Annotated in this window: 29 protein-coding genes; 10 read left to right on the top strand and 19 right to left on the bottom strand. The window is 40.4% G+C overall.

The window, feature by feature from the left end:
- Positions 1-81: 81 nt before the first annotated feature.
- The gene (locus tag IGI54_RS07595) at positions 82-1,200 is read left to right on the top strand and encodes a tyrosine-type recombinase/integrase (protein WP_430620358.1); all 1,119 of its coding nucleotides are present in this window, start codon (positions 82-84) and stop codon (positions 1,198-1,200) included.
- A gap of 135 nt (positions 1,201-1,335) precedes the next feature.
- Here the strand turns inward: IGI54_RS07595 and rplS are convergent, their stop codons facing one another.
- From rplS to rpsP, 7 genes are all read right to left on the bottom strand, one after another.
- A complete protein-coding gene (gene rplS / locus IGI54_RS07600) occupies positions 1,336-1,683 on the bottom strand; it encodes a 50S ribosomal protein L19 (protein ID WP_010740291.1) in 348 nt (115 codons plus the stop codon).
- 141 nt (positions 1,684-1,824) lie between these two features.
- Positions 1,825-3,093 (bottom strand): TIGR00341 family protein, encoded by a 1,269-nt coding sequence (locus IGI54_RS07605; RefSeq protein ID WP_430620359.1) that lies wholly within the window; start codon positions 3,091-3,093, stop codon positions 1,825-1,827.
- Positions 3,094-3,173: 80 nt separating this feature from the next.
- Positions 3,174-3,908: a tRNA (guanosine(37)-N1)-methyltransferase TrmD gene (gene trmD / locus IGI54_RS07610; RefSeq protein ID WP_071862878.1), complete on the bottom strand. Its 735-nt coding sequence runs from the start codon at positions 3,906-3,908 to the stop codon at positions 3,174-3,176.
- Entirely contained in the window at positions 3,898-4,422 is a 525-nt protein-coding gene (gene rimM / locus IGI54_RS07615; RefSeq protein ID WP_430620360.1) for a ribosome maturation factor RimM, read from the bottom strand. Before rimM ends, trmD begins: the two co-directional genes overlap by 11 nt.
- Positions 4,423-4,445: 23 nt before the next feature.
- Positions 4,446-5,294, bottom strand: a complete 849-nt coding sequence (locus IGI54_RS07620; protein WP_430620361.1) for a membrane lipoprotein lipid attachment site-containing protein — start codon at positions 5,292-5,294, stop codon at positions 4,446-4,448.
- Positions 5,295-5,373: 79 nt separating this feature from the next.
- Positions 5,374-5,619 (bottom strand): KH domain-containing protein, encoded by a 246-nt coding sequence (locus tag IGI54_RS07625; protein ID WP_071862881.1) that lies wholly within the window; start codon positions 5,617-5,619, stop codon positions 5,374-5,376.
- A gap of 11 nt (positions 5,620-5,630) precedes the next feature.
- Complete coding sequence (gene rpsP, locus IGI54_RS07630; protein WP_071862882.1) at positions 5,631-5,906, bottom strand: 30S ribosomal protein S16; 276 nt, start codon at positions 5,904-5,906, stop codon at positions 5,631-5,633.
- 226 nt (positions 5,907-6,132) lie between these two features.
- On the opposite strand from rpsP, the gene IGI54_RS07635 reads away from it, so the two are divergent.
- Together IGI54_RS07635 and IGI54_RS07640 are read left to right on the top strand one after the other, a co-directional pair.
- Entirely contained in the window at positions 6,133-6,687 is a 555-nt protein-coding gene (locus IGI54_RS07635) for an NADPH-dependent FMN reductase (RefSeq protein ID WP_430620362.1), read from the top strand.
- Positions 6,688-6,786: 99 nt separating this feature from the next.
- The gene (locus tag IGI54_RS07640; RefSeq protein WP_430620363.1) at positions 6,787-7,434 is read left to right on the top strand and encodes a GNAT family N-acetyltransferase; all 648 of its coding nucleotides are present in this window, start codon (positions 6,787-6,789) and stop codon (positions 7,432-7,434) included.
- 29 nt (positions 7,435-7,463) lie between these two features.
- Here the strand turns inward: IGI54_RS07640 and IGI54_RS07645 are convergent, their stop codons facing one another.
- From IGI54_RS07645 to IGI54_RS07670, 6 genes are all read right to left on the bottom strand, one after another.
- Positions 7,464-7,976, bottom strand: coding sequence for a dihydrofolate reductase family protein (locus tag IGI54_RS07645; protein ID WP_430620364.1), 513 nt, complete (start codon positions 7,974-7,976; stop codon positions 7,464-7,466).
- Between the two features lie 73 nt (positions 7,977-8,049).
- Entirely contained in the window at positions 8,050-9,459 is a 1,410-nt protein-coding gene (locus tag IGI54_RS07650) for a C69 family dipeptidase (protein ID WP_430620365.1), read from the bottom strand.
- Between the two features lie 76 nt (positions 9,460-9,535).
- Positions 9,536-10,102, bottom strand: a complete 567-nt coding sequence (locus tag IGI54_RS07655; protein WP_430620366.1) for a DNA-3-methyladenine glycosylase I — start codon at positions 10,100-10,102, stop codon at positions 9,536-9,538.
- A gap of 100 nt (positions 10,103-10,202) precedes the next feature.
- Entirely contained in the window at positions 10,203-11,618 is a 1,416-nt protein-coding gene (ffh, locus tag IGI54_RS07660) for a signal recognition particle protein (protein ID WP_071862888.1), read from the bottom strand.
- Between the two features lie 55 nt (positions 11,619-11,673).
- Complete coding sequence (locus IGI54_RS07665) at positions 11,674-12,012, bottom strand: putative DNA-binding protein (RefSeq protein WP_071862889.1); 339 nt, start codon at positions 12,010-12,012, stop codon at positions 11,674-11,676.
- Positions 12,012-12,473 (bottom strand): DUF523 domain-containing protein, encoded by a 462-nt coding sequence (locus IGI54_RS07670; RefSeq protein WP_430620367.1) that lies wholly within the window; start codon positions 12,471-12,473, stop codon positions 12,012-12,014. The genes IGI54_RS07665 and IGI54_RS07670 overlap by 1 nt, the downstream gene beginning before the upstream one ends.
- A gap of 295 nt (positions 12,474-12,768) precedes the next feature.
- Here IGI54_RS07670 and IGI54_RS07675 point away from each other — a divergent pair, with 295 nt between their 5' ends.
- Positions 12,769-13,464 (top strand): response regulator transcription factor, encoded by a 696-nt coding sequence (locus IGI54_RS07675; protein WP_071862891.1) that lies wholly within the window; start codon positions 12,769-12,771, stop codon positions 13,462-13,464.
- A complete protein-coding gene (locus IGI54_RS07680) occupies positions 13,461-15,197 on the top strand; it encodes an ATP-binding protein (RefSeq protein WP_430620368.1) in 1,737 nt (578 codons plus the stop codon). Before IGI54_RS07675 ends, IGI54_RS07680 begins: the two co-directional genes overlap by 4 nt.
- Before the next feature lie 53 nt (positions 15,198-15,250).
- Here IGI54_RS07680 and IGI54_RS07685 read toward each other — a convergent pair whose 3' ends face one another.
- A complete protein-coding gene (locus IGI54_RS07685) occupies positions 15,251-16,129 on the bottom strand; it encodes a phosphate ABC transporter substrate-binding protein PstS family protein (RefSeq protein WP_071862893.1) in 879 nt (292 codons plus the stop codon).
- A gap of 288 nt (positions 16,130-16,417) precedes the next feature.
- Between IGI54_RS07685 and IGI54_RS07690 the strand changes: the two genes are divergently transcribed.
- On the top strand, positions 16,418-16,618 hold the full coding sequence (locus IGI54_RS07690; protein ID WP_071862894.1) for a hypothetical protein: 201 nt from the start codon (positions 16,418-16,420) through the stop codon (positions 16,616-16,618).
- 83 nt (positions 16,619-16,701) lie between these two features.
- On the opposite strand, the gene IGI54_RS07695 is transcribed toward IGI54_RS07690, so the two are convergent.
- Positions 16,702-17,868: a pyridoxal phosphate-dependent aminotransferase gene (locus IGI54_RS07695; protein ID WP_379945631.1), complete on the bottom strand. Its 1,167-nt coding sequence runs from the start codon at positions 17,866-17,868 to the stop codon at positions 16,702-16,704.
- Positions 17,869-18,208: 340 nt separating this feature from the next.
- Here IGI54_RS07695 and IGI54_RS07700 point away from each other — a divergent pair, with 340 nt between their 5' ends.
- Positions 18,209-18,595, top strand: a complete 387-nt coding sequence (locus IGI54_RS07700) for a hypothetical protein (protein WP_071863418.1) — start codon at positions 18,209-18,211, stop codon at positions 18,593-18,595.
- Between the two features lie 19 nt (positions 18,596-18,614).
- On the opposite strand, the gene IGI54_RS07705 is transcribed toward IGI54_RS07700, so the two are convergent.
- On the bottom strand, positions 18,615-19,532 hold the full coding sequence (locus tag IGI54_RS07705; RefSeq protein ID WP_430620369.1) for a helix-turn-helix domain-containing protein: 918 nt from the start codon (positions 19,530-19,532) through the stop codon (positions 18,615-18,617).
- A gap of 321 nt (positions 19,533-19,853) precedes the next feature.
- Between IGI54_RS07705 and IGI54_RS07710 the strand changes: the two genes are divergently transcribed.
- Genes IGI54_RS07710 through IGI54_RS07720 form a run of 3 tightly spaced genes read left to right on the top strand, consistent with a single transcriptional unit; the run spans position 19,854 to position 23,935 of the window.
- Positions 19,854-20,780, top strand: a complete 927-nt coding sequence (locus IGI54_RS07710; protein WP_430620370.1) for an AAA family ATPase — start codon at positions 19,854-19,856, stop codon at positions 20,778-20,780.
- 3 nt (positions 20,781-20,783) lie between these two features.
- Positions 20,784-21,797 carry a DUF58 domain-containing protein gene (locus IGI54_RS07715; RefSeq protein WP_430620371.1) on the top strand — a complete coding sequence of 338 codons (1,014 nt, stop codon included), beginning with the start codon at positions 20,784-20,786 and terminating at the stop codon, positions 21,795-21,797.
- Between the two features lie 5 nt (positions 21,798-21,802).
- A complete protein-coding gene (locus IGI54_RS07720; RefSeq protein WP_430620372.1) occupies positions 21,803-23,935 on the top strand; it encodes a transglutaminase domain-containing protein in 2,133 nt (710 codons plus the stop codon).
- A 25-nt stretch (positions 23,936-23,960) separates the two neighbouring features.
- On the opposite strand, the gene IGI54_RS07725 is transcribed toward IGI54_RS07720, so the two are convergent.
- Genes IGI54_RS07725 through IGI54_RS07735 form a run of 3 tightly spaced genes read right to left on the bottom strand, consistent with a single transcriptional unit; the run spans position 23,961 to position 25,809 of the window.
- Positions 23,961-24,785 (bottom strand): MerR family transcriptional regulator, encoded by an 825-nt coding sequence (locus tag IGI54_RS07725; protein ID WP_430620373.1) that lies wholly within the window; start codon positions 24,783-24,785, stop codon positions 23,961-23,963.
- A gap of 27 nt (positions 24,786-24,812) precedes the next feature.
- Positions 24,813-25,553 (bottom strand): ABC transporter permease, encoded by a 741-nt coding sequence (locus IGI54_RS07730; protein ID WP_071863424.1) that lies wholly within the window; start codon positions 25,551-25,553, stop codon positions 24,813-24,815.
- Entirely contained in the window at positions 25,546-25,809 is a 264-nt protein-coding gene (locus IGI54_RS07735) for a hypothetical protein (protein WP_430620374.1), read from the bottom strand. The genes IGI54_RS07730 and IGI54_RS07735 overlap by 8 nt, the downstream gene beginning before the upstream one ends.
- Between the last annotated feature and the right edge of the window lie 3 nt (positions 25,810-25,812).

Genomic DNA, 25,812 nt, shown 5'->3' on the forward strand with positions numbered 1-25,812 from the left:
GTCGATATAGCCCCGCCCCAATCTGGGGCTATTTACTGATGCTAAAAAAAGAACGTACATTCGATTAAGGAGGCACTGCATATGTGGATTGAACCATTGGCAAACGGAAAGTTTAAGTATGTCGAGCGATACGAGGACCCACTGTCTGGCAGAACCAAACGGGTATCAGTTGTAAAAACTAATAAAACAAGGCAAACTCAAAAGGAAGCTACTTATATTCTTAATAATAAAATAGCAGCAAAAATGAAAAACTCTAAATCTAAGCGGGAAGAAATCACTTTTGTAGATTTGTATGATAAATGGTTTGAAATATATAAGAAGTCTGTTGCAGAAAGTACATATCTTACCACTAATAACTTAATGACTGCTGTCAAAAATGATATTGGTAAAGAAACGCTCGTTTCTAGAATTGATAGCAATCTAATAAATGATATTCTCGAAAAATATCTTTATGAAAAAAGACTATCGAATAAATACGTTAGTGTCATTAAATCTAAAATCAATTTGATTTTTAAATATGCTCTCAAAAGAGGTTACATTCGAGAAAATCCAATTGATAAAGTTACGGTTGATTATAAACCTGAGTTTAAAACAGAGAAGATTAAAGATAAATTTTTAGAAGACGAGGAATATAAGAAGATAATAGAGTACACGGATGCACATAACAAACGCTACTCGTTGTTGTTTCAATGGCTTTACTTAACGGGAATGAGGCCCGGTGAGGCATTGGCTTTGCAAAAAAATGATATTCATGGTGACAGAGTAACAATCAATGGAACATTGCTATATCGTGAGCGTAAAGCCAATGAAATGATAAAATCAAAACGAACTAAAACGGCTGCAGGCATGCGGGAGATTGACTTGCCATCCAAAGCTATGGAAATTGTTAATGAACTGCTCGAATTAACTCCGAATGGTAAATTCTTGTTCCAGTCATCAAACGGCACGCCATTTTTTTTGAATGCTATTAACACTTATTTACGCGACCATAAAATTGAAATGGGATTGTCGCAAGACAAACCACTTAGTTCGCATATTTTTCGCCATACCCATATTTCAAAACTGGCTGAAATTGGAACGCCTATATACGTTATTCAAGATCGCGTTGGACATGAAGATAGCAAAATTACTCAACAAATATACCTTCATGTAACACAAGGAATGAGAGAAAAACTGCAGAGCGACCTAGAGCATTTATAATAGCTTGCCCCTTTTCTGCCCCTTTTACCGATTATTAGCGATTAGCTTCCTTGGAAAACGGCTAATAACATAACTAAAACAAAAGAAAAAACCCCTGAATTATCAAGGGTTTTATATTCATCAGATAATAATGGATTAACGACGAATTTCTTTGATACGAGCTGCTTTTCCGTGTAATGCACGTAGGTAGTAAAGTTTTGCACGACGCACTTTACCGTAACGAACAACTTCGATTTTCGCAACACGTGGAGTGTGTAGTGGGTAAGTACGTTCCACACCAACACCGTTAGAGATTTTACGTACAGTATAAGTTTCGCTGATGCCAGCTCCGCGACGTTTGATTACTACGCCTTCGAATAACTGAATACGTTCGCGAGTTCCTTCGACAACTTTCGCGTGTACACGAACAGTGTCCCCAGGACGGAATGCTGGGATGTCAGTACGTAATTGTTCTTGAGTTAGTTCTTGAATCAATGGATTCATATTTATCATTCTCCTTATTCCAAACATTCTTAGGACAGGTGCCCCAGCGGAATATCGTATAATTGATGAGCTTTGCACTCACCAAAACATTCTAACACAGATAAAAAGCATCTGTAAAGATAAATTTCTTGTCACGCCGGATTAATTCTCCAGCTTAATAGAAATTTCTTTATCTTGCTGCTTGATATAACTCTCGGCCTGCTGTTTGATTTTATTTTGTTCCGTCTCTGAAAGATTTTTATGAGTCATGATTTCGATCACACCCGTTTGTTCACCGGTCTTGGTTTCTTGTTCCTTTAGGGAGATACTGGTGATTCGGTTAGGAAACTTAGTGAACAGCTTTTCTTTGATTTGTTCCATTTCCTGATACAACGAATGATCATTGGCAGCGTTCGTTAAGCGCTGTGTTTCCGCTTGCGGGGTATTTTCTTGTTGTTGATTTTCTAAGTAACGATCTAAATCCTTTAGACTCAGCGCTTCGCTATCTGCGACTTGACGGACGCTTAGTTGATAATCCTTCAGCCGATAGTCGGCTAACTTTTCTTGCAACTGTGTGAGCTGTGATTTCGTCAGTTCCGAGCCGATGGTATCGATGGATAACTGATGGTTCTCTGTGTCTAGGGCTTGATTTAAAACGTAATAATCAGAGAATTCGTTGGCTAGGTATTTTTTAACTTGTTGTTCATCCACTTGTTTTTTTACTAAGGAACCAGCTGAGAAAATACTCGGCAGTAGGACTAAAACAGCAAAGAAGATCATGACATAATTTCTCTTTTTTGCCTCGCCTTTTTTCACCACTTTACGAGTAGAAATCTGAAAAACCTGCAGTACGATGAAGGAGGTCAAAATAATACAAGAAACATTGACGAGAAACAAATAACTGGCGCCTAAAAAGAAATCTAGATTTCTTTCGTAGATCCCATAACCTACCACACACAACGGCGGCATCAACGTCGTTGCAATGGCTACTCCTGGAACGATATTATTCATTTCTTTTTTTCTGGCACCGATCATACCGGCGATCCCACCAAAAATAGCAATGATTGCATCCCAAATCGTCGGCTGCGTACGGGCTAAAATTTCTGAACTGGCATAAGTGATCGGTGAAAGGAAAAAATAAAGGGCCGCCGCAATAATGGCGAAGCCGGCTTCCAATAGTAATAATTTCAACGCTTTGATCGTCAGCCGGGAATCAAAAGTCGCAAGCCCCATCCCTAGACCTTGGACTGGCGCCATGATCGGTGAGATCAGCATGGCACCGATCACCACTGGCTGTGAATTCATGTTTAAGCCGATAGAAGCAATCACGATTGCGCACACTAGAATCAGGACATTCTCCTTCTTTGGTGTGATTCCGTCATATATTTTATCGTAAAGCTCCTGATTCGTTAATACTGATGGATCGTCCATGCTCATCACTTCCTCGTTTTCTTTTAATTGTAGCAAAAAAGCTTGAATGACTGAAAAATTATGCAGTCACTCAAGCTCGTTTATTCTTCGTTCTTTATTTCAATTAATAATTTTTGCATTTCGGGAGTCAGCTCTAATTTCTCCAGCATGTCCGGTCGGCGCAAATAGGTTCGCCGCAAGGATTCTTTTAATTGCCATTCTTCAATCAGACGATGGTTGCCATTCATCAAAACTTCCGGCACACCCATCCCTTCAAATTCAGCGGGTCGGGTATATTGAGGATGTTCCAGCAAACCTGTCGAGTGGGAATCCGTTTTCGCCGAAGTCTGGTTGCCCAGCACGTCTGGTAATAAACGAACAGTGGCATCAATCATTACCATTGCTCCAAGCTCGCCACCAGTCAAGACATAATCGCCTAAAGAAACTTCATCGGTCACTAAAGAACGAATCCGTTCATCATAGCCTTCATAATGTCCGCAAATAAAGACCAGCTGCTCTTCTTGGGAAAATTCCTCCGCCATTTTTTGGTTGAAAGGTTTTCCGGCTGGATCAAGCAAGATCACCCGTTTTTGTTGATTACTCGTTTCAGCTTCGATGGCTTTCAAATTATCATAGATTGGCTGGACCTTTAATAACATTCCAGCGCCACCACCATAAGGATAATCGTCCACCTGCTTATGTTTATTATCTGAATACTGACGGAAATCATGTACCTTGATCTCCAATAATTCTTTTTCTACTGCTTTGCCGATAATCGATTCACCTAAAGGTTCTTCGATCATTCTAGGAAAGAGGGTCAGTACATCAATCCGCATCGTCTAACAATCCTTCCGGAAGTTCCACATGAACGGTTCCCTCAGTCAGGTCGATATCTGTTACAACTGATTCGATATAAGGAATCAGCGCGTCTTTCTGACCCTTACGTTTTACTACCCACACATCATTCGCGCCTGGTGATAAAATTTCAGTGATCTTTCCGATTTCACGATCTTCTTCATCAATGACTGTCAGACCAATGATTTCATGATAATAGTATTCATGTTCATTCAGCTCAGTCAATTGCTTTTCAGATATTTTTAAAATGCCATCACGAAAGGCTTCGACTTGATTGATGTTGGGATAACCTTCAAAACTTAACAAGTCAAAATTTTTATGGCGACGATAACTGGCGATCTTTAAAGGTAAAACCTCTTGGTCTTCTCTAAATAAGAAAAGTTTTTCTCCAACTTGATAGCGTTCCTCCGTAAAATCCGTGGTTGAGATCACGCGAACTTCGCCACGGATTCCGTGGGTATTGACGATTTTCCCGACTTTATAATAATTAGTCACGTACTTCCCTCTTTCTGCTTTCTCTATTGTGCCATCGAGACAGCCATTTTTAAGCTGCTCATGGCATCTGCGTTCATTATTGTATAAACCGTTTGATTGTTTTGCCAAACCACTGTATTGGATTGAAAATCACTTGGTGTAACTCGTAAGGAAATTTGGCCGACCGTTTGTGGTACTGGTAAAAAGGCCCCTTCCAAATATTCAACCGTCTGTTTAGCCAACGGTTTCGGATCTTCTTGTTCCAAATTATTGGCGCGAACCGAAAGACTCCAATTACCTTCTTTCCAGCCTAAAAAGCTTGAGCCAGCACCAGCCGTTTGATAGCCGGTAATATTGTGGCCTAGATCAACCTGTTGGCCATTTGGATCATAAGTTTGTCCAACTTCATTTTGAGCCGTCTCTTTTGAATCAAAGGTATGACGTTGAAATTGTGCCACTGGTGTTTGACTATTTAAACTTGAATCATTAAAAGGCGTCTCTTCATTGACAACGTAATAATTCACTTTCAATGTTCCTTGTGCTTCAGAAGCAGTAATTCCAATTGTTTTACCGCCACTAATTGTGGCTGGATCAGGAAATTTTTCATTTGGGTAATTGGCTTTGAGTTCTTCTAATGCGGTCATGGCATGATTGGCATGTGTCGAATCGGTTCCAGTTGCACTTGTAGCAGTCTTTGTGCTTGAAGCGACAGTTGACGATGGTTTTGCGCTACTTGGTTTACTGCTTTGCGAACTTGACGTGTTGGTAGTTGAGCTGGTCTTCGTCGTGGCTGTCGCCGTCGATTTTGTGGTGCTATCTTTTGAATCATTAGTTCCAGAGTTACAGGCGGCGAGTGCGAACAACGCGCTAAACAATACTAAAAATTTTTTCATGATGAAACACCTCCAACTCCATTCTACTCCACATCTACGTAAAAAACACTCGAATCAAACTGACTCGAGTGTTCCGATTTTATTTACCATCCACGATATTTAGACGAACTTTTTTCGGTCCATTCGTCCGGACGCTGTATACGATCGTACGGATCGCTTTTGCGACACGGCCTTGTTTTCCGATGATTCTACCGATATCCTCAGGTGCAACCGCTAAGTTGTACTCTAAGAAATCTTTAGACTCTTCGATCTCTAATTTCACTTCATCTGGTTTTGTCACCAACGGACGAACAATGGTCAACACAAGGTTAGTTAAATCTTGCATAATTGATCACCTTACTTCTTAGCGAATTTAGCGTCGTGGTGTTTTTGCATGATGCCTTCTTTAGAAAGAATGTTACGAACTGTATCAGAAGGTTGCGCACCTTTTTGTAACCAGTTTAAAACATTTTCTTCTTTTAAGACTACTTCTGCAGGGTCTTTCAAAGGATTGTAAGTACCCACAGTTTCGATAAAACGTCCATCACGAGGAGAACGAGAATCAGCAACAACGATACGGTAGAAAGGTTTCTTTTTAGAACCCATACGTTTCAAGCGGATTTTAACTGCCATTGTATAACTACACCTCCATATAATTAATCACAAGATGTAGTCTAACACGCTTTTGTTTAGCTGTAAAGAGTTTTTTCTTTACAGCTTCTTTTTCTTTCTAATCAGCGGTCTTATCCTTAAAAACAGTTGAAATAAAAATCATAAGTCGTATCTTTTGCATCAATTACTTATTTTTTGTAAGATTAAAAAGTAGATAACGAATGTAATTTACTTAGGAGGAATAGTTATGACAAAAACTATCGGTATTTTGGTAGGAAGTTTACGTAAAGATTCTTACAACAAAATCGTCGCAAAACAATTTGCGGAATTATTACCAGAAGGCTTTGAAGCAAAATTTATTAAAATTGATGATCTTCCATTCTATAATGAGGATTTAGAGGTTGAAGGTCAAAATCCTGAAGCTTGGACTCGTTTACGTGAAGATATTAAAGGCGTGGATGGACTATACTTCGTCACTCCAGAATACAATCGTTCCATTCCAGCAGCTTTAAAAAATGCATTAGACGTTGGTTCACGTCCAATGGGTAGCAGTGTTTGGGGCGGCAAACCCGGCCTAGTCGTGACTGTATCACCTGGTGGCCCTGGTGGATTCGGTGCTAACCATATCTTACGTCAATCACTAGTCTTTTTAGATGTCCCAACCTTGCAACAACCAGAAGCATATATCGGTGGCATCATGAACTTAGTTGATAATGATGGTCACCTAGCTGACGGTACAGTGAAATTCTTCAAGACGATCACTGATCAGTATATTGAGTTCTTCAATAAATTAACAAAATAATTTGCCTTTTCTAAATGACTTGCGATTTTCGCAAGTCATTTTCTTTTTTTAATATGCTATACTTATTACTAAACAACCAGCTTTTTTAGGAGGGATTATTTGACCATTACGATTCGATTGGAAGAAGAAAAGGATTATCGACAAGTAGAGGAAATTACGCGGGAGGCCTTTTGGAATTTGTATGTCCCTGGAGCGGAAGAACACTATATCGCCCACACTTTACGGAAACATCCTGATTTTATCCCAGAATTGACCTTTGTGATTGAAAAAGACGGAGAACTTATTGGCAGTATCTTTTTCAGCCATGCTAAAATCGAAGATGAAGTAGGTAAAGAATATCCGGTGATTTCTTTTGGACCTGTCAGTATTTCGCCTAAGTATCACCGCCAAGGCTACGGTCGGATGCTAATTGAATACGCCATCGCCGAAGCAAAACGATTAGGCTATCCAGCTATCGTAATCGGCGGCTTTCCTTATCATTACCATCCTTATGGCTTTCTCGGGACAAAAAAATACGGTATCTCGATGCCTGATGGCAAATACTACACTGGGATCATGGCGTTGCCGTTAAAAAAAGGCGCATTGGATCAAGTGATCGGCAAAATTGTTTTTTCCGAGGGCATGTATCCTGACCAAACTCACTTGGCAGGTTTTGATGAAACCTTCCCGCCTAAAGAAAAGAAAGTTTTGCCTTGCCAAGCAAAATTTGAAGCTGCCGTCAATGAAATTGATGAAACTGAGTATTAAAAAAGTTTTGAGCCGTAGCTCAAAACTTTTTATTTTTTTAAATGCAATTGGGCGAATTGCCCGAATTGTTCTGTTTCGACCAACTGAAATTTCTGCTGATTCCTTTGCGGTAAGAATAGCGGTACACCTTCACCTAACAAAATCGGTACAACTTGAATCCACCATTCTTCGATCAGGCCAGCTTCGATCACCGGTCGCAGAAGTGCTCCACCACCTACGACCCAAATTGTTTTATCTTCAGGCAAATGTTGAATAAAGGCTACCGGGTCTTGATCTACTAATTGGATATTATCTTCCAAATTTAAATTTGAACGACTAAAAACAAAATTCTCTTTTTCGGGATAAAGAACTTCCTCTGGTGCGTCTCGTTTCACCACATCATACGTTCGTCGTCCCATCATCGTATAGTCAATTCCTTGATAAAATTGATCATAAGGGACCAATTCTCCGCCTGGTTGATTATACAACCAATCCAATCGATCCTGCTTATCAGCTAAGTAGCCATCCAAACTGATCGCTCCATAAAACACTGCTCGCGCCATCAAATCCCTCCTCGCTCTATTTTTATCATGATATCAAAGAAAGGCTTCCTCAAAAAATAGGAAGCCTCGATCTTTATAAATTGATATCCATTTTGTACGTTAACTTAGACAAATCAATACTACTTTTTACTAATTCGCCAATATACTTCATCGCTTTTTCTTTTATAGCATCGACGATTTCATGATTACGTTTTGTCAAATAATCGGTGAGTTCAGCTCCCTGCATACTTTGGGCCTGTTCATCAGTCTCTGCCACTAAACGAATCAAGTTCTCACGACAATCTTTGACAAAATCACTATCAGATTCAATCAGTTCACTATAGTGGCCTTCCACTAAAGCAGTGATCGTCCGATACATCCAATAGCCGTCTGCTAAATTCCAATCCAGTTTCGTATCGTTGAAGCTTGGGTCTGAGTCTGTCGCATTGCCATAAAATGGTAGATGTGGGTTAAAGGCCGGGACTCCTAAGCAGACCCACATAATGGTTGAAAGCTCTTCTGGTACGTGATTACGAACTTGCATAATATGTGAATCTTGTGTCCGATTCAAAGCGATTGGGCGATACAAATGTTTTTCACGTTCAGATCCCCTGCCGTAAGGATCATAAACGGTCTCATTGTAATGCGAACCTAAAATATAAGCGATATCTTCCAAACTGATTTTACGATTAGCTTTTTGTAAAAACGGCAGCTTAGAGGACACGGGACTTTGATCGATCTCAGGATTGAAATAACGTTGGCCAAACCACACCCGCGGCGTGTTGTAATAACGATCTTTTTCCGTATCTGTACCAAAAATATGACGGAAATTAAAGCCTTCGTGATCAGGATTCAAATGATTTTTTTCAACAAATTCTTGGATGCCCTCAGACCACATGAAGTTTTCTGGATCATCGAAGTCGATTTCTTCTTGAGCAACTTGATTAGCAATCACAGCATAATGGTCTTCTGGGATACGTTGCGCTACCCAATGATGACCGGTAACGATTTCCATGTACCAAACCTCATCTTTGTCGCTAAAGACCACACCATTTCCTTCCGGTGAGCCGGATGTTTTGATGATCTCCCCTAGATATTCCACCCCATGTTTAGCAGAATCAATGTACGGTAAAACTGCGACGACCATTGAATCCTCTGCGATCCCATTTTTTACTAACGGATCGAAAGCCAAAACATGTTCATTGGCGTAGACACTTTCCGTCGCGCTGATGCCAACATTTTTTTCATTAAAACCGCTGCCGCCAAAAATCCCTTCCCTTTCAACATTAACGTTCGGCACCATTTGATAACGATAAGCTTTTTTCGGGTAATCAAAGGTAAAACCATTTTTATTCGATACGTATTTCCCTGTTTGATCGTCCTTGCTTGGAATCACTTGAATTTTTTGCGGCGTATCCGCCACAAACATATCGTTGTTCCGCGCCATCATTGTTGAACCATCTGTTGAAGCTTTTTTTCCTACTAAGATCGTTGTACAAGCCATTATAAAGGCCTCCTTTTTTCTTACAAATCAACTATAACGCTGATCGAAAAAAAAGACCAAAGAAAACCTAAAACGGTTACTTTTTGCTCAATTCTTCATAACGGAAACAATCGATTTTATGATCGTTAACGATTCCAACAGCCTGTAAAAAAGCATAGATCGTCGTACTACCGACAAATTTAAACCCACGCTTTTTTAAATCCTTAGCGATCACGTCAGATAATTCTGTTTTTGCCGGGACATCCACCATTGAAATTCTTTTTCCGTCGATCACTTGATGATCTACGAAGCCCCATAAATAATCTGAGAAACTCAACCCACTCGCTTGCATTTCTAAAACTTTTTGGGCATTGTTGATCGCCGCTTCGATTTTTCGGCGATTACGAATAATGCCGGCATCTTGCATTAATGACTCGACCTTAGCTTCATCAAACGCCGCAACTTTTTCAAGCACAAATTGTTCATAGGCTTGATCAAAGTTCTCCATCTTATTTAGAATCGTTTGCCAGCTTAATCCAGCTTGATTCATATCTAACACTAATTTACGAAAAAGGCGTTGATCATCGTATTCCGGCACACCCCAAACGGTATCGTGATACTCTTGCATGTTCTCATTACTACCTGCCCATTCACATCTTTCCATTTCATCACTCCTCAATTTTCATTTACAAAAAACGAACATACGCTCCCCTTTAGTATAGCAGAAAAAAGTGTCCATCTCTATTGAGATAGACACTTTCTTTTTATTTCCGTTTCTTTTTCTTCTTCTTGGTTTTCTTGACCATTCGGTTCATAGCCATTTTACCCATCTTGCCTTTGATACCTGAACCAAACATTTGATCCATTCCTGCCGGCATGCTGCCTTTGCTCATTTGCTGCATCATTTTGCGAGATTCTTTGAATTGTTTGATCATACGATTGACTTCGACGACTGAATTCCCAGAACCTGCCGCAATTCGGCGGCGACGGCTTGGATTTAATAAATCAGGATCTTCCCGCTCCGCTGGAGTCATTGAGTAGACCATCGCTTTTTTCCGTTCCACATCTTTTGGATCGACTTTGACATTTTCAATTCCTGGCATTTGATTCATTCCCGGAATCATTTTTAATAAATCTTCGATTGGTCCCATACCCATAACTTGATCTAATTGTTCGATGAAGTCATTGAAGTCGAAACTATTTTCCTTCATTTTACGGGCAAGCTCTTCGGCTTTTTTCTCATCATAATCTTGTTGGGCTTTTTCGATCAAGGTCAGCATATCGCCCATCCCTAAGATCCGGCTCGACATCCGATCTGGGTGGAAAATTTCAAGATCCGTTAATTTTTCGCCTGATCCGATAAATTTGATTGGCGCTCCGGTCACGGCGCGAATTGAAAGCGCCGCACCGCCACGAGTATCCCCATCTAATTTAGTAATGACGACCCCGGTAATTCCCAGCTGTTCATTAAAACTTTGCGCCACGTTCACCGCATCTTGACCGGTCATGGCATCGACAACTAACAGAATTTCATTCGGTTGAGCGATTTCTTTGATTTGTTTTAATTCATCCATCAATGCTTCATCGATGTGCAGACGACCTGCCGTATCGATTAAGACATAATCATTTTTATTTTGACGGGCTTGTTCCATCCCTTGACGCACGATCTCAACCGGGCTGACTTCCGTCCCTAGATCAAAAACAGGAACGTTTAACTGTTGACCCAATACTTTTAATTGGTCGATCGCCGCTGGACGATAAATATCGCCGGCGATCATTAGTGGCCGGGCCTTTTCGTTTTTGATTAATTGATTCGCTAATTTTCCGGCAAAGGTCGTTTTACCAGCCCCTTGCAAACCAGCCATCATAATGACCGTTGGGATCTTCGGTGATTTTTCGATTCCAACAGCTTCTGAACCTAGCGTTTTCGTTAGTTCTTCATCAACGATCTTTACGATTTGTTGAGCCGGCGATAAGCTGTCTAATACTTCTGCTCCTAATGCTCGCGTCCGAACTTCTTTGGTAAACTGCTTCACGACTTGCAAGTTAACGTCGGCTTCTAATAAAGCCAAACGAATCTCACGCATCATTTCTGTGATATCAGCCTCTGTAACTTTTCCTTTTTTACGTAATTTTCCCATCGCAGCTTGTAGACGCTGCGTTAAATTTTCAAATGCCATTACTTACTTTCCTTTCTCCTGATCAGATACAACACTTGCCTAAAATTTTTTCATACTATTCATCCAAATCTTGCAAACCGGTGATTGCCTCGGCTAACACTTCATCTTTGGGATAGTGTTCGGTTACATACTGCGCCAGCTTATCTAGCTGTTCTTCTCGTACGATATAGTCCGAAAACAAATGCAGCTTGCGTTCGTATTCCTCAATAATTTTTTCTGTCCTTTTGATATTATCATAAACTGCCTGACGACTCACCTGATATTCTTCCGCAATTTCTCCTAAAGAAAAATCATCCGCGTAATACAGTTCCATATAATTCATTTGTTTTTCAGTCAATAGCGTCGCATAAAATTCAAACAACGCATTCATTCGATTGGTTTTTTCGATCTCCATTACGTTATCCTCATTTCTCGCCAATTTTCTTCTGAGTACACCTTTAAGCCTTGTTGGATAAAATAAGCGGTCGCCACGCCAACGCCTGCGATCCGGTTCCCAGAGAAGCTGCCGTCGTAAATCAAACCGCTGCCGCAGGAAGGACTTCTTTCTTTTAAAATCATTCCGCTGATCTGCAATTTTTCTATTTCATTATAAGCTTTAACTGCCCCTTGTTTAAACAGTTCGGTGACATCTTCACCATCAGTATCCACGACCCGCGCTTGATTTCTCCATACATCAAAACCATCGCCCTGTTGAATCTCCGCTGGTCTTCGTGGGATCGGCAAGCCACCTAAAACTTCTGGACATATCATGATCGCCTGTCCAACATCGACTAACTGACGCAACTCCGGGATTGTATTCGACTGACCGTCATAGCGGCAAGCGATGCCGCCTAAACAGGCACTAATTCCTAACATCTATTCTTCTCCCATCATTTTAAAAAGAAAATAGGTGACAAAACTGCTTTCACATTATACCATTTATTCAGGTATTGAAATAGTCCTTCGCAAATGTTCTTATTAAGAAAAGCTGCGCGAATTCTTGCAGGTTCTAGACAATTTGTGAAACGGAGCAAATTTCAGTTTTATTTATGTAAAAACCTTGTTTTGTAAAGCAGCAAATCAAGAAAAATATGGTCTCCTTTTTAGTAAGTATGCAGATTCAACAGGATTAATCAAAGTATGAAGGTTTTTAATAGGAAGGGAGATATTTATGAAACGTGTATTAGTAGTAGACGACGAGCCCTCGATCGTAAAATTATTAAGCTTCAATTTGGAAAAAGAAGGCTATTTAGTTACCACCGCAGAGGATGGACAAGAAGGCTTTGAGTTAGCCTTAAACGAAAAGTTTGATTTTATTATTCTAGATGTGATGCTGCCCTCGATGGACGGCTTGGAGATCGCAAAAAAACTGCGGCAGGAAAAAGTTGAGACGCCGATTTTGATGCTAACGGCAAAAGATGATGCCATCGATCGCATTCTAGGGTTAGAGATCGGTGCCGATGATTATTTAACGAAGCCTTTTTCACCAAGAGAAGTGCTGGCACGAATGAAAGCTATTTTTCGGCGTATCGAGCCTAGGCAGGAACAAGTGGAGCATGAATTCTTATCAGCCGGCGAAATCAAAGCCGATTTAACCAACTATCAAGTTACCGTTCGCGACAAAAAAATCGAATTGACGCCGAAAGAATTCGAGTTGTTAGTCTACTTTATGAAGCGCAAGGAACGAGTGATTGACCGCGATACGTTATTGGATCGTATCTGGCAGTATGATTTTTCCGGTCAAAGTCGAATCGTGGATGTTCACGTCTCCCATTTGCGGGAAAAAATCGAAGTTGATCCGAAGCATCCGCAATATTTACAAACCGTTCGCGGCTTTGGCTATAAATTTCAGGTGCCAGCTCAATGAAACGAAAACAGCTAGACTATATCATCCCGCTAGTGTTCGTTTGTCTGCTTTTTTTTGGTAGCTGGAAATTAGCAAATCATTTTTATAATAAGGAACTGTTAGAGCAGCAAGAAGAATTTTTGACCAGTAATGGCGAGCTGCTGCTCCATCATCTGGATCTCATAGAGCTTAATTCGGCCGCCAATAAACAAGCCATCGAAACATTTTCCCAAGAGGCACATGATCGGATTACCTTACTAGACAAAAATGGCACGATTTTATTTGACAGCTCCGAGCCTAATCTTTCCGGCAGCCGCGAAAATCGGCCCGAGGTCAAAATGGTCTTGAAAAATAACGACGTAGGTTCTTCAGTCCGCTATAGCTCGACGCTAAAGACCGAGCTGCTATACACCGCTCAACCGATTCGGGGCGCCGATGAGACCATCGGCATCTTACGAGTGGCCAAAAGAACTTCCGCCTTTCAACCGAAAACGCGAAACTTCCAGCAATCAATCGCCATCATTCTTTTGATTTTTTATACCCTGATTTATTTGATTATCTGCTATTTGATCTATCAACGAAATCGTCCGATCGAAACGGTTCTCCCAGTTTTGCAACGAATGTTGAAGGAGCCAGAAAAAAGTAATTATGTCATGCAGAATGCTCCTCAATGGCAGGAGCTTTATGTCACGGTCAATCAAATCAGCGAACAGTTAAATGAGACCTATGCCGCTTATACTTCCACCGAGGAACAATTTTCTACCCTGTTTCACGAGTTGACTATCGGCGTTTTTATTATTGATATGGATGGGCGCTTTGTTATGATCAATCCGGCGATGGAGGAACTTTTACAATTTGGCGGTGCCAGTCGGCATCATTATTGGCAAGTCATTCAGGACAATCATTTCATTCAATTGATTCAACAAGTTTTAGTTGAAAAAAATCAAGTCCACCAAGAGATCTCCACCAAATTGCCAGCGGCGATGAATTTAGATATTCGTCTGCGTTACTTAGAAAATGAAGTAAAAGGTGATCAAATCATGGGCACGGTTTATGACCTGACCCATGTCCGGGAATTAGAAAAAATTCAACGTGACTTTGTGGGTAATGTCTCTCATGAATTAAAAACTCCGGTCACTTCTTTACTAGGCTTTTCTGAGACACTGCTTGACGGTGCAAAAGAAGACCCTGAATTAACTACCGAATTTTTGACGATCATGCAAAATGATGCTAAACGTCTGCAACATTTGATCCAAGACATTATTGAATTATCAAAAGACAAAAATGATTTAGCCGAAGATCATCAGACTATTGAATTGACGTCTTTTATCCAACAGCAAGTAGATCTCTTCCAACATTTGTTGAAGAAAAAAATGATTACCGTGGTGATCGACGGACAAAGCGATTATTTTTACCAGACTCGGCTGCCTTTTTTCCAACCGATCATTAAAAATCTTTTGGAAAACGCGATTCAGTATTCTCCTGAAGGCAGTCAAATCGAGCTTTCTTATCAATCGGCCGAGGATTTGATGATCTCTGTCAGTGATCATGGTATCGGCATGAATGAAGCTGACCAGAAGCGTATTTTTGAGCGCTTTTATCGTGTCGACAAGGCTCGCAGCCGGCATTCAGGCGGTACCGGATTAGGGCTTGCGATTGTGAAAGAATATAGTGAGATTCTTGGTGGTTCGGTGACAGTTGATAGTCATCCGCAACTGGGTTCAACCTTTACGGTGCGTTTACCATTAAACTAATTTAAAAACTAAAAAAGGATCACGGAAAAATTCTCCGCGATCCTTTTTTTGCTTTATTTAACGGTACCGTCCGCTGAACGTTCAATCTCCATTGAGGTGATTGGTAAGTAACCTAATTCTTTGACTGGTCCGTTTTGAATCTCATCAGTTGTCATGTATTTTAAGAAGTCGGCCAATGCTTTATCTGGTTTACCCTTTGTATACATGTGTTCATATGACCAGATTGGCCATTTGTTTGTTGTAATATTTTTATCAGTCGCTTTGACGCCATCTAGATCCAACGCTTGTAAGCTGTCATCCACATATGAAAGTGCTAAGTAGCTGATGGCACCTGGTGTTTGCGCCACGATTTTTTTCACCGTTCCTGATGAATCCTGTTCTTGTGACTGAATCGGTTCTTTCCCATCCAAGCCCCACTTTTCAAAAGTTGCGCGAGTTCCGCTGCCGGAAGCTCGATTGACAACTTGGATCGCTTCGTCTTTCCCGCCAAGTTCTTTCCAATTTTTAAGTTTGCCGGTAAAGATATCGATTAATTGCTGTTTCGTGATATCTTTGACCCCCACATCTTTATTTACTACTGGAACGAAACCAACTACCGCTACCTTATGATCAACTAATTTTGAGGCATCTACGCCGTCCTTTTCTTCTGCAAAGACATCGGAGTTTCCAATTTGGACGGAACCATTCTCTACTTGACTCAAACCGGTCCCGCTGCCGCCTCCTTGAACGGAAATTTGCACTTCGGGATGTTCCTGTGTATAACTTTCTTGCGCTGCGTCAACTAATGGCTGTAACGCCGTTGAACCTACCGCAGTGATTTTGGCTGTATCGCTTTTTCCTGCTCCTGAAGAATCTTTACTAGCCCCACTGCCGCTACCGCAGCCGGCCAATAAAACTCCTGATAAAGCTAAAGCAAAAATAATTTTCTTCATGTCATACTCTCCTTCTCCAATTAAAGAATAAATTCCCATAAGCAAACTTATCCCATTTTTGATTCCTAAATTCATTTTTATCCTGTCGTATCAAATGAATTCAGGTTTCGATTTCGTTATTTTTAGTACATGCTTACTTTAGCAATTCAACGTAAATATGCTGTTGAGCAGATGTAAATGATTGGTTAAGAACTGTAAAGCTTTGGTAAAGGTCAAATGGCTTACTTTTTATTAGTTTTGCGGTACAATACGAATGAAGTCAAAAATTAAACGAGAGAAGCGATTAAGATGCTAGTTATTACTTATGAATTGAACGGCTCAGAAAAAGAAAAAACTTATAATGCTGCCAGTGATTTTGTCGGTGCACAATTGAAGGAAGTACCTGATCTACCTGATTATTATCACGTAGTCAAAGCAACCGTTGACGGTGAAGAAATCAACTTAGATGACAAAACAATCAGCGGTTTATTCAACTACTTAAACAAATAAAAAAGGACCCACATGTGATCCTTTCCAGACTAAAGATAAATCAGGTTCGCCACTTTCTATCGAGTGGCGAACCTGATTTCTTTTTATTTGTTTAGATAGTTCGTTAGACGCTTCATCGCTTCTTCCAAATTCTCTAGCGAAGCGGCGTAACTGATACGGACGTAGCCTTCCCCTTCAGGTCCAAAAGCAATTCCCGGGATCAAGGCTAATTGATTTTTCTCTGCCAGATCAATACAAAAGGCCATTGAATCTTGAATGTAACCAGCTGGTATCTTGGCGAAAATATAAAAGGCTCCTGACGGTCGTGCAACATCAAAACCTAAGTCGGTCATCGACTGATACACGAAATCTCTTCGCGCACGGTATTCTTCTCGCATAATCTCCGCATCTGAGATTCCTTGGACCAAGGCTCGTACGGCGGCTTTTTGTGAAATCGTTGAGGCTGCTGTCACTAAATATTGATGAACTTTGATGATTTCTGCGACTAACTCTGCCGGAGCAAAAATAAAGCCGATCCGCCAACCGGTCATGGCGTGAGATTTTGACAAGCCATTGATTACGATCGTCTGTTCTCTCAAATATTTTCCAAAAGACACATGTTTAGATTCATAATTCAACTCACTATATATTTCATCGCTGATCACGAAGATCGAATACTTCTTCAAGGTTTCACTTAATGCGGCAACTTCTGCTTCATTATAAGCAACCCCAGTTGGATTGGATGGCGAGGTAATAATAATTGCCTTCACTTTATCCCCGTGCTCCGTCATCGCTTGATCAATTTGTTCCGGTGTTAAAACAAAACCAGTTGCTCGGGTATCGATGTAAACCGGCTCAGCTCCAGCTAATAAAATTAGCGGTTCATAACCAGGATAGGTCGGTGCGGGTAATAATACTTTATCGCCAGGTTCAAGGATCGCTAAAAGGCTGGCAGACAGCGCCTCGGTCGCTCCAACCGTCACTAAAACTTCGGTCGTCGCTTCATAATTAACCGCATATTTTTCAGATAAAAAACGGCTGGCGGCCTCACGAACATCAATCAAACCGGACATCCCAGTATAATGGCTAAAATTATCTTTGATTGCCTGCTGACCCGCTTCTTTTATATGCTCGGGGGTATTAAAATCCGGTTCACCTAATGTCAGCTTCAACATATTAGGAATCCCAGAAACCTTCTCATCAAATTGACGAATCAATGAGACGGCGATTTGATAAACATTTTTGTTAAATCGATCTTGTAGTTTGTTCATATAACCCCTCCATTTCTAATCATATTATCACAATCTTCCAGATAGTAAAGAGAAAATATTTCGGTTATTTTACTTGCTAGAATGGGAAAGTGAAAATTATAGTAGTGAAATTTCGTGTCCCATTTAAAAATAGACAATCAAGTCAGAATTTTTTTCTCAGAAATCACCTTCCTTATTGCGAAAATAAAATAATTTATCGGCAATCCTCTTATGATTTGTTGATAGCAGCATAAAATAATCTTCATTATTAAACGAAATTGATTAGCCGCTGTTGTATTGACTATTTATCGATCATAAAATAACCTTATACAAAAGTTTTTTAAGAAGGAGCTGACTGACTATGAACAAAGAACGAATCAAACAATTTCCTTTTGTTTTCTTTTTAATTCCATATATTCACATTTCATTGGCGATGGACTATTTGTTTGATTCCATTATTGGTATTTTTCTCTTTGTATTAGTGACCGCTATTATCGGTTTTTTTGCGAAGCGAACGCAGCAGCTGCCTTTATTGGTGATTGGGAATATCATCAATATTTTATTGAGTGGTCTATTGATTTTGCAAAAAAGCCCGTTAGTGAATCTTTATCACTCCTCCTCACCATTCACGGCGATCGCTCCCTTGTGCGTCCTTTTTTTGATCTCACAAATTACCGGAATTTTTTGGGGTAGTTTTTTTATAAAGGAATCAAGCTTAACACTTAACAAAAAAACTTCGGACCGCTAGACGATCCGAAGTTTTTTATTTATTCATGAGTTGTGACGAGCTGATTCACTGGTCGAATCCAAATTTCGATTTTAGGGTCATCCGTTACATTGAGATATTTCTGAATTAGAAAAGGTGCCATATCTTCCATGCCAATGCCATGTTTAGGTAGCCACGTCTCAAAAAAATAAGTATTCGCTTTGTAGAGCCCGTCGCTGACTAAATAATCAAAATCCTCAGCTTCATAAGAACAAACATAATAGTTTCCCGGTTCTATAATACATTGTGTAAAATGCTTAAAACCTTCCTTCGTTGATTGCCCGCCGACAAAATATTGGACCTTGCCTGGCAATACATCCATTGTAAAATAATCAAGTACTAAACCCTCTGGCAATAAATTTTCGATGGTCGCTCGTTCCTGTTGAAACTGATCCCATAGTTCAACTAACGTGTTAACGCCAACTTTGTTCATTTCGGAAGCATCAATCTGTTTAGAGACGCCTGTATAATATTCTGATACCTCAATTTTTTGTTGATAAATTTCTAGTACCAAATCATTGACTAACAATGGGACGCCCTCATCCACTAATGTGTAATCGATTGATAACTCTGGTTTCAAAAAATCAGTTAAGACCACCTCGTTCTTGCGATAAGTCTCAGGAGTTATACCGTAGATTTCTTTGAAATTTTTCGTAAAGACTTCATGACTATTAAATCCAAAATCCATGGCGATGTCAGCAATTCTTTTGTTGCTAGTTTTTAACTCTGACTTGGCGTTGGCAACTCTGCGGGCTTTTATATATTCTTTTACGGTTTTACCAACCAGCCGACTAAACAATTTTTGAAAATAGAAAACGGATAGATATGACACCTTTGCCAATTCGTCGATTGTCATTTCTGTTTGGATATTTTCTTCGATATAGTCAACCGAATGTTGAATCGCTTCCCATGCATGCATCATCTTCCCTCCTCTTCTTCATAGGATAATCTTAGCATAGCTTTTTAACTGAGGCTTGTTCTGTAGTGCTGTCTTACTTTCCACCTATTTTTGAATAATTTAGAAAAGCAACTCACAGAAAAATTTCCACAAGTTACTTATTTATATTACGATCCCTCTTTTCTACTAACCCATTCTTCAGTTTTCCCATTGCTGTGGCTATCATTGGCTCCAAATAAAGAGTTAATTGTACTTCCTTCAATGAAATTAAATAGCGATTAATTGCAATCACGCTGTTTTTTCCTTTACAATAGTAAAATAATCACAAAGGAGGTGCCACTGATGGCTGAACACGAATTGGACAAAATTACAGACTTGATCAGTGAGATTGAAAAAGTGATCCTCGGAAAACGTGATGTGATCCAATTAACAGTTGCTGCCTTGCTAGCTGGTGGACATGTTTTATTTGAAGATATTCCTGGTGTCGGAAAAACGATCTTAGTCAAATCTTTGGCTAAAGCCATCCACAGCGATTTTTCTCGAATTCAATTTACCCCCGATTTACTGCCTAGTGATATTTTAGGTATCTCTATCTTTGATGCTCAGACCAATCAATTTGACTTTCGAGCTGGACCGATCTTTACAACAATTTTATTGGCTGATGAGATCAATCGAACGACTCCCCGGACACAAGCTGCCTTATTAGAAGCAATGTCTGAAGGACATGTAACGATTGATAATCAAACCTATGCTTTAAATCCCCATTTCTTCGTGCTAGCCACACAAAATCCAGTCAGTTACTCAGGAACTTATCCGCTTCCCGAAGCACAATTGGATCGCTTTTTGTTTCGTTTGCATATCGGCTATCCCGCTTTTTCCGATGAGCTAGAACTAATAACTGGAAAACGTCAGCAATCATTAGCCTTGATTCAACCGGTTTTGACGCTAGCAGAGTTGACGGAGCTAAAGCAGAAAGTAACGGAGGTTTACGTGGATGATGCCGTTGCGCGCTATGCCCTGCAACTAGTCGAGGCTTCTCGCAATCATCCCGCGATTGACTTAGGTATCAGTCCTCGTGGATCAATTGCTTTTATCCAAGGAGCGAAGGCCTACGCTTTAACAGAAAAAAGATCCTTCGTGACGCCTGGCGATCTACAAAAGATTTTACCTGCCGTTTTTGCTCACCGCTTGATTTTACGTGAAGGGCTGTCCGTTGAGGAAGTCATTCACCAAATCATTGATCACGTCCCTATCCCAGTTAGGAGTTAGTCTATGAGACGAATGAAAGACGCTATCAAAATCTTCCTGTTTCTTTTTCTATATCTTTTGTCTTTTGCCTATGCGGGGATTTTTAACAATGACATCGGTTGGACCCTTTTTCTCTTTTTAACACTCTTTCTCCTCCTTTGTCTAATACATCTGCTGATCCCATTAAGTAGAATAGTCGCCGAATCACCAGATTCACTGACGACGCACGTGAAGCAAGTAACAAAACTTCCAATTCTTTTTTCTTATCTGCGCCAAATATTTCCCATTATACAACTAAATATCACACTGGCTGATGGCTGGATTGCTCGACAAGCAACTGAACTGTTTTTCATGCGCCAAAAGCAAATAAATTTTCAGTGGACACCGACACAGCGAGGGCTATACGAAGAATTAAGTATTCGTTATCAGAGCAGTAATCCATTATTCAGTAAAACCTATTGGACAACCTTAAAAAAGAAAATTCTGGTTTTGCCTCAATACCACAGACTATCCAATCACTTTCATTTCCAACAAGCCATGCATAATCAACCGTTTGGCGAACCAACGTTTACTATTAAAAACTATCGACATTATCGCAGCGGCGATGCCTTGAAAAATATCGACTGGAAGCTCTCTAGTAAGCAAACAACGTTGATTTATCGGGAACAGGAACACGCTCAGCTAGCAGAACCAATTTGGCTATTTTGGGGCAATCCTTCTCCACAATTCGAAGAGGCCCTCAGCTATTATTATTCGTTACAAGACCGAGTAAAACAGACAGAACAAATCCAACAATATCTCTTTGGTAATATTGTAGTGGCGTCTTCACAAATCGATAGTCAGGTATTTGCTAATATTCAGCCTTTTGAAGAACGGCCTTTCGTGAAGCGGTTTAAAGGGAAAGAGCTGTTCTTCTTTACTCCAGAACTTAATTCGCCAACGCTCGAACTGATTGAATACTTAAAAAAAGAGAATTCTGTCCAAGTATATGATCTGCCCTTCTTGCAGCATCTTTTTAAAACCGACGAAAGCAGGTGAAGCCTATGGCGCAACTAAAAAGGAAAGGACCTATCGTATTTCTGACGTTTCTAAGTTTGATTACGGTATTTTCTCAAGTTTTACGTATCTATGAGTTGGCAATCCCCCCACTTTTGATTGGACTGATAGCGGGCTTCTGTTTGATCATCGGTTTTGTTCCCTACTACAGCCTGAAATGTTTGCTGGGAATTGTTAGCTTTATTTTTAGTTTATATACTTTGCTTCCCTTGGATGAATCCTTGTCTTTGCAATGGATGACCGCTTTATTTGACAAAATGATTGAGAACTTCCATGCATTTTTTACTGGTGCGTCAACCTTTATCTCACAGGATTCAGCCATTCCCCTCTTGCTTCTAGTCTTGCTATTACTGGCCGTTTTAATGATTCAATTTGAGCGATTTCTTTTTAGCTATTTTTTGATGGTCAGCTACTTGTTGATCTTGAGTGTTTTTCATACTGATAATCTCAGCAGTCATTTGGCATTGCTTTTGATTTGTGGGATACTGTCCCGGACTTTTAGACAAAAAAGCTTACCGCCAAAACTTTTTATTGGTGTAATACTTGTTTTCTTAGTGGTGGGATTTTCCGCTATTCAATTAACGAATTCAGAAATACGAACCGTGTTGACTAACTGGACATCGCCAATCCGCAACTTCGCAAACCAACAAGGGCTTTATAACTGGATCCAGCGCGCTTCCTATTCTTCTACCGCTCGAACCGGCTTTAGCGAAAATGATCAGCAATTAGGCGGAGCATTGCTGGATGACTCCACGATCCTTTTCGAAGTAACGCAAAAAGACACAAGCTATTGGCGCGTCGAAAGTAAAGACTTTTACACCGGAAAAGGCTGGGAAAATACGAATCAAGTACAAACCTGGTCTCGGAACAGACAAGCGCCTCTCGTTGTTGAAACTCAACAATCTGACCAGTACTACAAAGCGCCTGAAGCCAGCTCCAGCCGTTACTTTAATCACGGAACCTACTTGCCCTTACCTTATGGGAATAGCTCCATCACCGTTACAGAAGGATCTACTAATTTTATTCGCGCTGAGGAAACAGGACGAGTCGACTTTGGTGGGTCCAATCAAACTGAACGAGGGATTCACAACCAATGGTCCCCGCCGGATTATCAATTAGCGGCGTTGGAAAATATCTCTCTCACTCTTCCAAATGATACGACGGTTGACTATTTACAGCTGCCAAATAGTCTCCCCGCAAGAATCGGCGAGCTCGCTAGTGAAATCATTGATTCAGAAACTTCTTTACTCAATCAAGTCAGTGCGGTAGAAAACTATTTGAAAAATAATGACGATTTCCGCTATTCTAAAATCGATGCTGCCTCTCCGGCAGACGATCAAGACTACATTGATCAATTTCTATTTGAAACAAAAGTGGGGTATTGTGATAATTTCTCTAGTTCAATGGTCATTTTATTGCGAACACTTGGTATCCCTGCACGTTGGACCAAAGGTTTTGCACCGGGGGATCAAACCTTGAACACTAATGGAGAAACGACCTTTACGATTAGAAATCTACATGCTCATTCATGGGTAGAGGTCTATTTTGCAGGATTTGGTTGGCTGCCTTTTGAACCAACGCCTAGTTTTACCAATCCTAGTCAACCTGAGGCCGCTGAAGAAAGTACTACACCCAATTCAGCATTGTCCGAGTCCTCGGTAGACGCATCTGACTCAAGCAGCCAAAATCAAGCCACTTCCAGCACGCTAGCTGACGGCTCTGGAGATAATGAAACAACTGATCAAGAAGGTCTGCCCCGCTTTCTAATACCGATTATTCTTATTGGATCAGCTGCGGTAGCCATTTGGTTCTTCCAAAAATATCTTTTGAGAATTCGTGTGCGTATTTTAAAGAAAATCACTCGACAACCTCTTAGAAAGATTTATCCACTCTTATTGAAAAAAATGGAAAGAAATTTGGCACGGAATTCTTCTGAAACATTGTCCGACTATGCAAAACGAGCAGAGAAAAAGGAGCCCGGACTTGAAGGCGCATTTTTAAAATTAACAGAGGACTATGAAAAGTTGCTTTATGGTCAGCCAACCACTTTGAACTTCGACCATGAATTGGTTGATAAAATTATTTTTTATATTGAGAATAAGAAAACCGTAAGAGAATAGATCCTTCTCTTGCGGCTTTCTAAGTTCATTCGCTTTTTTTCACTGGAATTTGAATTTCTGTTAGCCATTCTGCTTCACTGTCTTTGTTCCAAATGCCATCAATATAATTTTCACGGGCGGAATCAATCAGTTCATAGCCGTTATCTTCTGCAAATTTGATTGCCGCACCATATGCTTTTGGCAGACTTGAATATGGACCTTTATGCATGGTACAAATAGCGGTGGATACTTCGGGGATTTCTTTAAATTTCAATTCACCCAAGTCTGGTTTCAACTCCGTTACTGCTTCACAGGCTTCAATGTCAATATTTGTTTCTTTGTATTCATTATCGTGGTAAATGCTGAAACAATACTCCGGCAATGAGCAGACACAATCGGCTTTTTCCATCAACGCGCCCATTTCCGGCATCATTGAAAACAATGTGTCATAACTGGGAATCACACGCCGAATTGATGCCACAATTACTTTTGGTAATTGCTTGATGACCATATGATAGCTTTCAGCTTCTTGTTGTAAATACCCTTCAATTTGCGCGAGCATCGTGGTCCGTTCAGCGATTTCTCTTAGTAGTTGCTGTTTCTTTTTTTGCAAAATCCGCTGTTCACTTTCACCTTCCTGCACACGTTTGATCTCTTCGATACTGTAGCCGATTCGCCGCAGCGCTAGTAACCGATGTAACGGTTCCAGTAGGCTCGAGCTGTAATATCGATAGCCATTATCTGGATCAATGAAGCGGGGATGCAACAACCCCACTTCATCATAATAACGTAACGCTTTAATCGTGACCTGATTCATTTTAGAGAACATGCCAATTCGATAAAGCCGTTCTTCGATTTGTTGACATTCCATAAGCTCACCTCTTTTTCTTTTTTCCTTTTATTCCCAGCGAAATAATTTTGCTGCTAAACCAAACCCAACAATGGTAATGACGATCAAGAGAATTATAATAAATCGTGGATTCCCGATCGGTTGGTTCAAACTAACGCTTTTTAACAGCTGGACACCTTGTGTCAAAGGCAAAACATGCGCGATTTTTTGCATTCCTGTTGGAAACAACTCGAAAGGAATCACTGCACCTGATAAAAAAAGCATTGGAAAATAAACCAAACTACAAACTAAATTCGCGATCTTGATATTTTTACATAGGCTGGCAATCAATAACCCTAAACTATACATTGCGATCATCACTAAAAAATAACTAGCAATCAAAAGTCCCCAACTACCTTGCATCCGATAATCAAGAAAAACTACAGAAACCAGAGCTACTAGAACCGCTGAAATGATTGCAGTAATCATCGCTACCACGACTTGAGTCGCAATCAAATGCCCTGGCGATGCCGGAGTCACAAAAAAGTGTTTCAAAATCTTCTTATCACGGTAATCGCAGATCGTCAGTGGGATTCCCATAAAAGCCGTCGCACAAATACCCACAACTAAAAGAGAACTGAAGCTACTATCTAAAAAAGTATAATCAGCCGCTCCAGCCTGTTTGCTTCCAGCAATCATGGTGGTCAAAAGCAGGACCCCCAGCGGCATTCCAATCCCAAAAAGTACACCATCAATCGAACGCAGTGCTAACTTTCCTTCAACTTTAGTCAATTGAATCACTTTACTCATCGTCTTCCTCCCCTACAAACCAAAGATACGCGTCTTCCAACTTATTCTGAGCACTCCTTGCTAGAAGTTCTGGAATCGTCCCTGTCGCAACGATACTGCCTTGCTTCAGGAAACAAATTCTGTCACAAAGGATCTCCGCTTCTTCCATATAATGAGTCGTTAAGAATATCGTCAGATTCGTTTTTTTTAGTTTCAACAACGTTTGCCAAACGATTCGTCGCGCTTCGGTATCTAAGCCAGTCGTTAATTCATCCAAAAA

The sequence above is a fragment of the Enterococcus sp. DIV0800 genome (assembly GCF_050559735.1).
Lineage (GTDB): Bacteria > Bacillota > Bacilli > Lactobacillales > Enterococcaceae > Enterococcus_A > Enterococcus_A devriesei.